We start from the raw sequence: 12121 nt of genomic DNA, 5'->3' as shown, positions 1-12121 counted from the left end.
AGCGTGTCTTCACGACGCATTTATCGTCCGCTGCTGGCTCTTTTGCTGCTCGTCGGCGCCAGCGCACTCGTTCCTGCCAGCGCTGCCGATGCAGCGAATCCGGCGGCCCCCGACACGATGCAATCGAAGGTCGCGGCATGCGCCGCATGCCACGGTGCTCAGGGTCAGGGTACCGACAACGACTATTTCCCGCGCCTCGCAGGCAAGCCGGCTGACTACCTGTTCAACCAGCTCCAGAATTTCCGCGAAGGCCGCCGCAAGTACCCGCCGATGAATTACCTGGTGACGTACCTGTCGGACGACTATCTGCACCAGATCGCAACGTACTTCTCGAATCAGCGTCCGCCGTATCCGACGCCCGCGACGCCGACCGTGCCTGACTCGGTCGTGCAGCGCGGCAAGCAGATCGTCCTCAACGGCGATTCGTCGAAGAACGTTCCCGCTTGTATCGCTTGCCACGGCAAGGGCCTGACCGGTATGCAGCCGGCGATCCCGGGCCTGGTCGGCTTGCACAACGACTACATCAGCGCCCAGCTGGGCGCATGGCGTTCGGGCACCCGTCACGCGCTCGCGCCGGACTGCATGCATGAAATCGCCACGCGTTTGAATGACGCTGACATCAGCGCCGTCGCCGCATGGCTCTCCACGCAACAGGCGCCGCAGAACCCCGTGCCCGTCCCCGCCGGTTCGTTGAAGACGCCGCTCGCCTGCGGCAGCGAACCGCAGTAAGCGATCAGGAGAGAACCATGCAACGCAAGAGCCTTTTCGCGCTGTCGGCGGTCGTCATCGTCGCTGCGGCAGCGCTGGTCCCGGTCCTGTGGCCGGGTTCGAGCCAACATCAAGGCACGGCGCAAGCCGCCACGCCGACCAATGACGCCGAGCTCATCAAGAAGGGTGAGTACCTCGCGCGCGCCGGCGACTGTATCGCGTGCCACACGGTTCGCGGCGGTGAACCGATGGCCGGCGGCCTGCCGATGGCGACGCCGTTCGGAACGCTGTATTCGCCGAACCTGACGCCCGACGACGAAACGGGTATCGGCAAGTGGACGCAGGACGACTTCTACCGCGCCATGCACACGGGCCGCGCGAAGGACGGCAGCCTGCTGTATCCGGTGTTCCCGTTCGTTGCGTACACGAAGGTCACGCGTGAAGACGCCGATGCGATCTACGCTTACCTGCGCTCGATCAAGCCGGTCCATCAGGAAAACAAAACGCCGGCAATGCCGTTCCCGTTCAATAACCGGAACGCGCTGATCGGCTGGCGTACGCTGTTCTTCCGTGAAGGCGAGTACAAGGCGGATCCGACGCAATCGGTCGAATGGAATCGCGGTGCTTATCTCGTGCAGGGTCTCGGCCACTGCTCGATGTGCCACACGAGTATCAACGCGCTGGGCGGTGCCAATCAGAACGCGGCGTTTGCCGGCGGCCTGATCCCGCTGCAGAACTGGTATGCGCCGTCGTTGACGTCGAACAAGGAAGCCGGCCTCGGCGACTGGGACCTCGACGACATCACGAAGCTGCTCAAGACGGGCGTGTCGCAACGCGGCGCCGTGTATGGTCCGATGGCTGAAGTCGTTCACAACAGCCTGCAGTACATGACCAACGACGACGTGAAGGCGATGGCGGTGTATCTGAAGTCGCTGCCGCAGAAGAAGGAAGCGCCGGAGAACATGCAGCTCGAAACGTCGAAGCAATTCGGCACGCAGCTGCTGGCCCAGGGCGAGAAGATCTACACGAGCCAGTGTGTGGAGTGCCACGCCGCGAATGGCCTGGGTCACCCGCCGGGCTTCCCGCCGCTCGCGAACAATCAGTCGATTCAGATGCCGTCGGCTGTGAACCCGATCCGTATGGTGCTCAACGGTGGCTACCCGCCGTCGACGGGCGACAACCCGCAGCCGCACGGCATGCCGCCGTTCGCGCAGCGTCTGTCGGATCAGGAAGTCGCGGCTGTTGTCACGTATGTGCGTATGTCGTGGGGCAATCACGGTACGCCGGTCTCGCCGCAACAGGTCAATGACCTCCGCTCGGCGCCGCTGGACTAACGCCAGCGCCATTGCCGTCTAGTCGTACAGCCAGGGCGCGTTCCGGTCGGACGCGCCCTTTGCTTTCGTTTCCTCCGTACCGCCGTGCAGGCTTGGTGGTGCGCGACCGCAATACCTAGGCAATACATGTCATTTGCTGAACTGGGCCTCGCCGATGAAATCGTGCGGGCCGTCCGTGAACTCGGCTACGAAACACCCACCCCGATTCAACGACAGGCTATCCCGGCCGTCCTCGAAGGCGGCGACCTGCTCGCAGGCGCCCAGACGGGTACCGGCAAGACGGCAGGCTTTACACTGCCGATCCTGCATCGCCTCATCTCGAATCCGTTGCCGAATCGTGCCGTCAAGCCCGTCATTCGCGCACTGATCCTGACGCCGACGCGTGAGCTCGCCGCACAGGTCGAAGAAAGCGTTCGCCAATACGCGAAGTACGTGAAGCTCAAGTCGATGATGATGTTCGGTGGTGTGGGCATCAACCCGCAAATCGACCAGCTTCGCCGGGGCGTCGATATCGTCGTCGCCACGCCGGGCCGCCTGCTCGACCACCTCCAGCAAAAGACGATCGATCTGTCGCACATCGAGATCTTCGTGCTCGATGAAGCGGACCGGATGCTCGATATGGGCTTTATCCGCGACATCCGCAAGGTGATGGCCGCGCTCCCGCGGGTACGTCAGAACCTGCTGTTTTCGGCGACCTTCGCCGAAGAAATCAAGCAGCTCGCCGACGATCTGCTCGACAGGCCCGCGATGATCGAAGTCGCACGCCGCAATACGACGGCCGAAACGGTCTCGCAAAAGATTCACCCGGTCGACCGGGACAAGAAGCGCGAGTTGCTCACGCATCTGATCAGCGAACACAACTGGTTCCAGGTCCTCGTCTTCACGCGCACGAAGCACGGCGCAAACCGTCTGGCCGAGCAGTTGTCCAAGGACGGCATCACGGCGATGGCGATCCACGGCAACAAGAGCCAGTCGGCGCGCACGCGTGCGTTGTCGGAGTTCAAGGACGCGAGCCTGCAGGTGCTCGTGGCCACGGATATCGCGGCGCGCGGCATCGATATCGACCAGCTGCCGCACGTCGTCAACTACGATCTGCCGAATGTGCCGGAAGACTACGTTCACCGGATCGGCCGCACGGGTCGTGCGGGCGCAACGGGTGAGGCGGTGTCGCTGGTGTGCGTCGACGAGCATCAGCTGCTGGCCGATATCGAGAAGCTGATCAAGCGCTCGTTGCCACGTGAGGTCATCCCCGGCTTCGAACCGGACCCCACCGCCAAGCCGGAGCCGATTCAACGGCGCAGCGGCGGACAGCGCGACGGTCAACGTGGCGGACAAGGCGGCGGACAGCGAAGCAACGGCCAACGCCGCAATGCGCCGGGTGCATCGCAAGGTGCGCGTTCGGGGCAAAGTGGCGAACGCGCAGGACAAGGTCGCGGGGGCCGGTCCCAAGGCCAGGCAAACGGCCAGGGCCAGGGTCGCAGCGCGAACGCCGGTTCGAGCGGCGGTCAGCCTGGCCGCTCGGCGCAGGGCGATCGAGACGGCCGCCCGGCTCATGGGCAAGGTGGTCAGCGTTCGGGCACGGAAGGTCGTGGCTCGAACGGAGGCGGTTATCGAAACGGTGGTTCGGGCAGCGGCAACAGCGGCGATCGCGCTCAAGGCCCGCGAGGCGCTCAGCACGGCAATGCCCGCCAGGGTGAAGGCCGCGCTCATAACGATCACGCTGGCGACAACCAGGGCCGCCCGGGCAATCGCTCGGCCAATACGGGCCGTCGCGCCGCGATCCTCGGCGGAGGTCCCGGCAACGCGCAGTCGAAAGCGCATCCTTCGCACGGCGGCGCGCACGCTCAGCCGAGCACGAAGAATCGCGGCGACTGAAGCACACGCCCGAGCAACGCGCGACGTCTGAATGACGACGCGTGAATGCGCAAACGACGGATGTCGAAGACAAACACAGAAAAACGGCCGCTGATGCGGCCGTTTGTGTTTTGAGTTCCCGGTTCCTGCCTGTCCCGGAAGGGGCGCGCCAGCGTCCATGCGCCACGTGGCGCCGCGCATACCGACATAACCGTTCATTCGGTATAAACGCTTTCGGCGCTACCGCTCCCGACTAGCGGAAGAACACGTGTTGCGTGATCTTGGCCAGCGGATAGTGCACGCCCGGCGAGATGCGAGGGGGGATATCGAGCGGCTTGAGCAACATCTTCACGCACATATCGGCAGACAGGTTGCGCCGCACCAGCGCGTTAACGCGCGCACACTTCTGCTTCAGATAGGCCTTGTCGTCGGCTCGATCGGGATACCGGATCGCGAACGCGTGACGCAGCGCGATCTCCGAGTCCTCGCTTTTGATCTCGACAACGCGGCGCGCCAGCGCCCCAAGCACCGCGATGCGGCCGTTGCCTTCTCGTTCGTTGTACTTGCGGAAGTATTTGAAGAAGTGCTTGTAGTGACGCACTTCATCCGCCCGGATCAAGCCGGTCAACTCCTTGAGCACGGGCTCGGTCGAGAGCTCGCTAATGGCGCGATACAGGGTTGCGGTCCCTGTCTCGACGACGCAGCGTGCCACCATCTCGAGTGCGCGTGACTTTTCAAAGCCTTCGATCGAGCAGGTCTTCGAATACTCTTCGAAGAAATTCCTGAAAGCAAGGTCCCAGTCGAAGTCCGGCCAGACATGCTCGATATAGGCACGCAAGGCACGTCCGTGCTGCAGTTCCTCATGCTCCCAGTGATCGTTGAGCCAACCCGATATTTCGCTGTCGTCGCCGAAGTACGTCGACAGATTCGAGGTGTAGAGGTCTGAGCCGCTTTCGATAAACGATGACGCACAGAGCAAGAGCATCAAGTCTTCATCTGCTGTCGCGGCGCGCTGATCGATGCGCGAAAGGTCGATGTCCTCGATCCTCCACGGCATCACAACAATGTTTTCACTTTGCACTTTCCCGCCCTCCAGTCGTGCTGAGGCCTTGTGATCACGCGGGTGTGTGCGTAGCCCGCCGGCTGGGGCCGGCCGTGCGCCGCGTGATGCAAGGCGATGAGCCATGTACTGCAAGCAGATCGCAATCCGAACCGAAACGAGACACACCCGGGGTGGCATGCAAGGCGCAGCGCTCGTATCGCAACGAGCAGGCCGCGTTCCATCGCTGCCATTGCCCGCCGGGTTGTGAGCCGCCTGATGCCGCTTCGATACCGCCGACTGTGCTCAACGGTGGATCAGAATTCGCTCGTTCTTAGTCGACAGACTGTTTCGTGCGCGCTTCGGTTCCACCCGGGTGTCTATCCTATTATTGGTCATTCGCAGAATTCGTGCCCGCCAGAGTGCCAGGAGACGAAGTTTCGGCAAGCTGACACACAGCGTGACACGCGGCTGGAAGCCCGACCGGCTGGCGTTTTCGTCCATTCCAAGCACGTCGAAGCATGCCCTTGCGTCTCTGACTTACAGCAATATTCAGCAACCTGAAGCACATCCTGAAGCATGTCGAAAGCGAGAGATTTCTGATTTACGCGAACACGATCTGGCGAAGCCGACGTCACATCGAGCCGATGCGCGACAATGCCCGATGAGTTTGTTACCTTGTCCGACACCGATTGCACGCCCCCACAAAGACAACACGGAGACATCTGCATGCCGAATCCGGCCCAGTACATCCTCGCGCTCGACCAGGGCACGACCAGCTCACGCGCGATTGTGTTCGATCAAAAAGGGAGCATCGTTGCTGCCGCGCAAAAGGAATTCGGGCAGATCTATCCGCTCTCGGGCTGGGTCGAGCACGACCCGCGCGAAATCTGGTCGACGCAGGCAGGGGTCGCCGCGGAGGCGGTCACACGTGCGGGCCTCGGGCCCGCGCAGATCGCTGCCATCGGCATCACGAATCAGCGCGAGACCACGCTGATCTGGGATCGCAAGACGGGCCAGCCGGTGTACAACGCGATCGTGTGGCAGGACCGTCGCGGAGCGGCATTGTGCGAGAGCCTTCAGCAGCAAGGGCTTGCGCCGACGATCCGGGCGAAGACGGGACTCCCCGTCGATGCGTATTTTTCGGCGACCAAGATCCGCTGGATGCTCGACAACGTCGAAGGCGTGCGTACGCGCGCGGAGGCCGGCGAACTGGCATTTGGTACCGTCGACAGCTGGCTCGTGTGGAACCTGACGCACGGTGCGATGCACATCACCGATATCACCAATGCGTCGCGCACGATGCTGTTCAATATTCACTCGAGAGATTGGGATACCGAACTCCTCGAGGCGCTGGATATCCCGCGAGCGTTGTTACCGCAAGTCCGTGCATCGTCCGAACACTACGGCATGACACATCCGTCGCTGTTCGCCGCACCGATCCCCATCGCCGGCATCGCCGGTGACCAGCACGCGGCGTTGTTCGGCCAGATGTGCATCGAGCCTGGCATGGTCAAGAACACCTACGGCACAGGCTGCTTCCTCGTGATGAACACCGGCAGCACGCCGATCGAATCGAAGAATAGTCTGGTCACGACCATCGCATGGCAGATCGGCGATCGTGTCGATTACGCGCTCGAGGGCAGCATCTTTATCGGTGGCGCGGTCGTGCAATGGTTGCGCGACGGCATGGGTCTCTTCCGGCACGCATCCGAAATCGAAGGGCTCGCGGGATCGGTCGGCGACAGTGACGGCGTCTACCTGGTGCCGGCCTTCGCGGGGCTTGGCGCACCGCACTGGAACGCGCATGCGCGCGGTTCGATGTTCGGCGCCACGCGCGCGACGACGGCCGCCCATCTCGCTCGCGCGGCGCTCGACAGCATCGCGTTTCAGTCGATCGATGTGCTTCGTGCCATGGAGGCCGATGCGGGCAAGCCGATCACCGAGCTGCGCGTCGACGGCGGCGCCGTCGCGAACAACCTGCTTATGCAGATCCAGGCTGACCTGCTTGGCATCGACGTCGTGCGCCCGAAGGTCATCGAGACGACTGCACTGGGTGCGGCGTATCTCGCCGGGCTTGCTGTAGGGTATTGGCCGAGCATCGAGGCCATGGCGGCGCAATGGCAACCCGATCGACACTTCACCGCCGGCATCTCGCGCGACGATGCGGGACGACAACTGCGTGGCTGGCATCGTGCGGTCAACGCGGCGAAGGCCTGGGCCGATGCTGAATGAGCAACGCCGCACAGCCGCGGGCGATCGAATACGCGGACTCTATCAAGTGCGGCGAGTCGGATAAAACTTGCCGCGCCGGCGCCTGAAAGACCTTGGTTTAGAGCGGGCCACCTCCTGCAAGCGTTTCGTGCATGAGTTAAGCTTGGTGCACTGCATGGTCGTTGTGACTCGACGGGTGGACGGGGTCTTCGTTCAAGGCCGGGTTCGATTGCCATGCGTGAACAAGTGCGTCTTCAGGGCGGGGCGAAATTCCCCACCGGCGGTATGCCAGGCAATCTGGCGAGCCCGCGAGCGCTTGCGCCGCAGCATCCGATTCACAGGCGCAAGGTCAGCAGATCTGGTGAGAAGCCAGAGCCGACGGTCAGAGTCCGGATGAGAGAAGATGCGCGGGAGTACGGTCTGCCCTTGAGCGGCTGGCGGTGCGAAACGATATATACGAATCACGGGCAGCCAACGCTTCGGGCGTTGGCCGGGCGCGTGTGTGCTTTTTCGTGCGAGCTTTTTTCGCACGTCTTTCGTGTATACGGTTTGCGTCCGGCCGCCAGGGTCGGCCATTGACCGCGTTGCCCTGAAACGTTTTTCGCCTTATGGCTTGCGAGGAGCGTTTCATGTCTTACCTGCCCCACCCTTCTGTCCCTGTTCCCGCGCGGATCGCCGCCGCACTCGATGCAATGCGCGAAGGTCGCCCTGTTGCTCTCTTCGACGACGACGATCGCGAGAATGAAGCCGATCTGGTCGTTGCCGCCGAGCGTCTGAGCGTCGAAGCGATGGCCATGTTCATCCGCGACTGCAGCGGGATCGTCTGCCTGTGCCTGACCGATGAGCAAGTCCGTGCGCTCGACCTGCCTCCGATGGTGGCGTCGAACTCGAGCCGCTACGGCACGGCATTCACGGTCACGATCGAGGCACGTCACGGTGTAACGACCGGCGTGTCGGCAGCCGATCGCGTGACGACGATTCGCGCAGCCATCGCTGACGGCGCAAAGCCCGAAGATCTTGCACGCCCGGGGCATGTGTTCCCGCTGCGGGCCGTGCCCGGCGGCGTGCTCAAGCGCCGCGGCCACACCGAAGGCACGGTGGATCTCGCCCGACTCGCTGGCCTGAAACCCGCGGGCGTACTGTGCGAACTCATGAACCCGGACGGCACGATGTCGCGCGGCGAAGAAGTCACGCGCTTTGCAAAACAGCACGGGCTGCCCTGCCTGACCATAGACGAACTCGTCGAATATCGGCGCGCCTTGAGCGTCGCGCACGGGCATGGAAGATCCGTCGACGACGCAGCGACGGATGTTGCCGACGCATTGCTGTCCTAATCAGTTCGTCGCACATCCCGCTAGCGACGGATTGTCGCGTGGTCGCATTCCGAAAAGTCTGACACGTAAAGGGATTGGGTTACCTCGAAAAGCCCGCGAACGAGGCGTAGGCTCTCTTTTGTGATGGCGGCACCTATTCGCGCGCCAACGACTGGGAGTAGAACAATGTCCTTCGACCTTGCAGTCCAAGCGGGCTTGCCGACACCGGGTGTCTTGAAGATGCCCGATGTCGGTCTTCGAAAATCGACCCTTTTCCAACACAAGACGGTTTCCAACATGCGAGAACGCTATTCAAAACGCGCAAAGCAGGTTTCGCGGAATGCCCCCGCAGCCTCTGCGGGCCGGCCCGATTCCGGCACTCTGCTCGACAACGTGGCGTATGGTGTCGTGGCGCTCGATCAACGCGTCGGAGGACTCGAACGCAGTATTCAAGAACATCGCCGTAGCCTGGATACACGCATCGACGATCTTCGTAAACATGTCGACTCGGAGTTCGACAACACCAATATGTGCGTCGGCCAGCTCAAGCAAGACATCGACGTGCGGCTCGACTTCGTGGTCAGGCAAAACCGCGACTTCAAGCAAGATGTAGAGAAGCGCTTCGATGCCGTCGACAAGCGCTTCGAGACGGTCGACAAGCGCTTTGACGAGCTTAAACAAGACTCTGACAAGTGTTTTGACGCGGTTGACAAGCGCTTCGAAGCCGTCGAAAAGCGGTTCGACCGACTCGAAGACAAAGTATCGTCGCTGTCGCACAAAATGTACGCGGCCTCCGTTGTCGCCGCCGTGCTTTCGAGTGTCGGTGTCGCAGCGTTGTCCAATCTGGACAAAATTGCTGCCTTCTCCGGAGCAGCGGTTCACCAGTCAGCACACTGACCCCGTCGCTGGGTGGCGCAGGTCGGCGAAACTTCGCCGACCTGCGCCCGCTCGTTCCAACACCGGACCAGCGCAGTGCTGGGCCGGTGTTTTTTGGCATCCCACTCGCCAGCCCGCTTTGCGCCTTTCCGGCATCCGCCGCCCTCTCCTGGCCATCCGGCCGAGCGCAGCCGCATCCCGTCAAAGGTCTATAATTCGTCTTTTCCCCTAAACGCCCCCAGGTCAACCACTGCGATCGGCGAAAAGTATGACGAAGAAAGTGTATGTAAAGACGTTCGGCTGCCAGATGAACGAGTACGACTCCGACAAAATGGTCGATGTGCTCGGTAGCGCCGAAGGTCTCGTAAAGACGGATACGCCCGAAGATGCGGACGTGATCCTGTTCAATACCTGCTCGGTCCGCGAGAAAGCCCAGGAGAAAGTCTTCTCCGACCTCGGCCGCGTCAAGGCCCTTAAGGAAGCGAACCCCAATCTTGTGATTGGCGTCGGCGGATGTGTCGCAAGCCAGGAAGGCGCGGCGATTGTGTCCCGCGCACCCTACGTTGATCTCGTGTTCGGTCCGCAGACGCTGCATCGCCTGCCCGCGATGATCAACAAGCGTCGTGAAACCGGTCGCTCGCAGGTCGATATCAGCTTCCCCGAAATCGAGAAGTTCGATCACTTGCCGCCCGCGAAGGTCGAAGGTCCGACCGCATTCGTGTCGATCATGGAAGGCTGCAGCAAATTCTGCAGCTACTGTGTCGTGCCCTACACGCGGGGTGACGAGGTCTCGCGCCCGATGCCCGACGTGCTCGCTGAAATCGCAGGCCTCGCCGATCAAGGTGTGCGTGAAGTCACGCTTCTGGGCCAGAACGTCAACGCGTACCGCGGCGGCTACGGCGATGGCTCGTCGGAATTCGCCGACTTCGCGACGCTGATCGAATACGTCGCGGATATTCCGGGCATCGAACGCATTCGCTATACGACGTCGCATCCGAAGGAATTCACGCAACGTCTGATCGACACGTATGCCAAGGTGCCCAAGCTCGTGAGCCACCTTCACCTGCCTGTCCAGCATGGCTCGGACCGCGTGTTGATGGCGATGAAGCGCGGCTACACCGTACTCGAATACAAGTCGATCGTGCGCAAGCTGCGCGCGATTCGGCCGGACCTCGCGCTGTCGACCGACGTCATCGTCGGCTTCCCGGGCGAAACCGACGCCGATTTCGACAAGCTCATGGCGCTCGTGCACGAAATGGAATACGACACGAGCTACTCGTTTATCTACAGCCCGCGCCCCGGCACGCCGGCCGCGAACCTCAGCGACGACACGCCGCACGAGGTCAAGCTCAAGCGTCTGCAGATCCTGCAGGCGACGATCGAGGCGAACGTGCTCAAGATCAGTCAGTCGATGGTCGGCAACATCGAGCGCGTGCTCGTCGAAGGCCCATCGCGCAAGGACCCGTCGGAACTCGCGGGCCGTACGGCAAACAATCGGGTCGTCAACTTCCCGGCCCCTCTCGCATCGCACAAGCGATTGATTGGACAGATGATCGATATCGAAATCAACCACGCGTACCCGCACTCGCTGCGCGGTGTCATCGTGATGAGCGACGACCAGGCTGCATGAAACCGATCCCGCACCTGGAATTCACCGCTCCGAAGGACGACAACGCGCGGCTCGCCAACCTCTGCGGGCCGCTCGACGAAAACCTTCGTCAGATCGAACAAGCACTCGACGTGACAATCACGCGCCGCGGCCACCGGATGACGGTCCGCGGCCATGCGGCACGCGTCGCCATCACGGCACTCGAGAATTTCTACAATCGCGCACGCGATCCGCTGTCGGTCGACGACGTGCAGCTCGCGCTGGTCGAATCGCGTCACCCCGAATTCGATCCGCGCATGCGTCATGCGGACTTCAAGCCGCGCGAGACCGAAGCCAGTGCAAGTGGCGACGATCCGGATCATCCGTTCGACGCGACGGCAAACGACACGGACGAGGGCGCGCCCACGCTGTATACGCGACGCTCGGACCTGCGCGGCCGCACGCCGGCACAACGCGAGTATCTGAAGAATGTGCTCGCGCACGACGTGACCTTCGGTATCGGGCCTGCCGGGACCGGCAAGACCTATCTGGCCGTCGCTTGCGCGGTGGACGCGCTCGAGCGTGACCAGGTCAAGCGCATCGTGCTCACGCGTCCGGCCGTCGAGGCCGGCGAACGTCTCGGCTTCCTGCCGGGTGACCTCTCGCAGAAGGTCGACCCGTATCTGCGCCCGCTCTACGACGCGCTCTATGACCTGCTCGGTTTCGACAAAACGGCGAAGATGTTCGAACGCCAGATGATCGAGGTCGCGCCGCTCGCGTATATGCGCGGACGCACGCTGAATCACGCGTTCATCATTCTTGACGAGGCGCAGAACACGACGCCAGAGCAAATGAAGATGTTCCTCACGCGGATCGGCTTCGGGTCGAAAGCGGTGGTCACCGGCGATACGACGCAGATCGACTTGCCTCGCGGGCAGAAGAGTGGGCTTATTGAAGCGCAGGAAGTGCTTCAGAAGGTGCGCGGCATCGCGATCACGCGCTTTTCGAGCGCCGACGTCGTGCGGCATCCGCTGGTCGCACGTATCGTCGACGCATACGAGGCGCACCAGGCCGAGCACGCGAACGATCATGACGACGATCACGGCAGGTCGCGTGATGACCGCGGCGGGCGAGGATTTCATGGCGGTCGCAACGGCCAGTCGCGCCGCGACACCTCACCGCAGCAAAGCTGAGC

General features: G+C 62.4%; 9 protein-coding genes and 1 riboswitch. Of the genes, 8 read left to right on the top strand and 1 reads right to left on the bottom strand.

The annotated features are described in order from the left end of the window. The first annotated feature begins 3 nt into the window (after positions 1 to 3). The 3 genes from ACMFWR_RS04150 to ACMFWR_RS04140 all read left to right on the top strand — a co-directional run bounded on the left by ACMFWR_RS04150 (position 4) and on the right by ACMFWR_RS04140 (position 3917). The gene (locus ACMFWR_RS04150) at positions 4 to 729 is read left to right on the top strand and encodes a c-type cytochrome (RefSeq protein WP_413193758.1); all 726 of its coding nucleotides are present in this window, start codon (positions 4 to 6) and stop codon (positions 727 to 729) included. A gap of 17 nt (positions 730 to 746) precedes the next feature. Beyond that, the gene (locus ACMFWR_RS04145) at positions 747 to 2042 is read left to right on the top strand and encodes a c-type cytochrome (RefSeq protein WP_413193757.1); all 1296 of its coding nucleotides are present in this window, start codon (positions 747 to 749) and stop codon (positions 2040 to 2042) included. 126 nt (positions 2043 to 2168) lie between these two features. After that, on the top strand, positions 2169 to 3917 hold the full coding sequence (locus ACMFWR_RS04140) for a DEAD/DEAH box helicase (RefSeq protein ID WP_413193756.1): 1749 nt from the start codon (positions 2169 to 2171) through the stop codon (positions 3915 to 3917). 232 nt (positions 3918 to 4149) lie between these two features. Here the strand turns inward: ACMFWR_RS04140 and ACMFWR_RS04135 are convergent, their stop codons facing one another. Continuing rightward, on the bottom strand, positions 4150 to 4953 hold the full coding sequence (locus tag ACMFWR_RS04135) for a ferritin-like domain-containing protein (protein WP_413194775.1): 804 nt from the start codon (positions 4951 to 4953) through the stop codon (positions 4150 to 4152). A 711-nt stretch (positions 4954 to 5664) separates the two neighbouring features. On the opposite strand from ACMFWR_RS04135, the gene glpK reads away from it, so the two are divergent. The 5 genes from glpK (at position 5665) to ACMFWR_RS04110 (ending at position 12119) form a co-directional block, all read left to right on the top strand. Further along, complete coding sequence (gene glpK, locus ACMFWR_RS04130; protein WP_413193755.1) at positions 5665 to 7170, top strand: glycerol kinase GlpK; 1506 nt, start codon at positions 5665 to 5667, stop codon at positions 7168 to 7170. Positions 7171 to 7395: 225 nt separating this feature from the next. Then, positions 7396 to 7558: riboswitch (FMN riboswitch) on the top strand. 220 nt (positions 7559 to 7778) lie between these two features. Next, on the top strand, positions 7779 to 8483 hold the full coding sequence (ribB, locus tag ACMFWR_RS04125; protein ID WP_413193754.1) for a 3,4-dihydroxy-2-butanone-4-phosphate synthase: 705 nt from the start codon (positions 7779 to 7781) through the stop codon (positions 8481 to 8483). A 165-nt stretch (positions 8484 to 8648) separates the two neighbouring features. Further along, positions 8649 to 9359, top strand: coding sequence for a hypothetical protein (locus ACMFWR_RS04120; protein WP_413193753.1), 711 nt, complete (start codon positions 8649 to 8651; stop codon positions 9357 to 9359). Positions 9360 to 9606: 247 nt separating this feature from the next. Continuing rightward, entirely contained in the window at positions 9607 to 10968 is a 1362-nt protein-coding gene (gene miaB / locus ACMFWR_RS04115; RefSeq protein ID WP_413193752.1) for a tRNA (N6-isopentenyl adenosine(37)-C2)-methylthiotransferase MiaB, read from the top strand. Beyond that, positions 10965 to 12119, top strand: a complete 1155-nt coding sequence (locus ACMFWR_RS04110; RefSeq protein ID WP_413193751.1) for a PhoH family protein — start codon at positions 10965 to 10967, stop codon at positions 12117 to 12119. Before miaB ends, ACMFWR_RS04110 begins: the two co-directional genes overlap by 4 nt. The last annotated feature ends 2 nt before the right edge of the window (positions 12120 to 12121 follow it).

The organism is Pararobbsia alpina (genome assembly GCF_965118125.1).
Lineage (GTDB): Bacteria > Pseudomonadota > Gammaproteobacteria > Burkholderiales > Burkholderiaceae > Pararobbsia > Pararobbsia alpina_A.
Note: the sequence above shows the minus strand (reverse complement) of the source record. Positions and strands in the feature narration are given on the sequence as shown.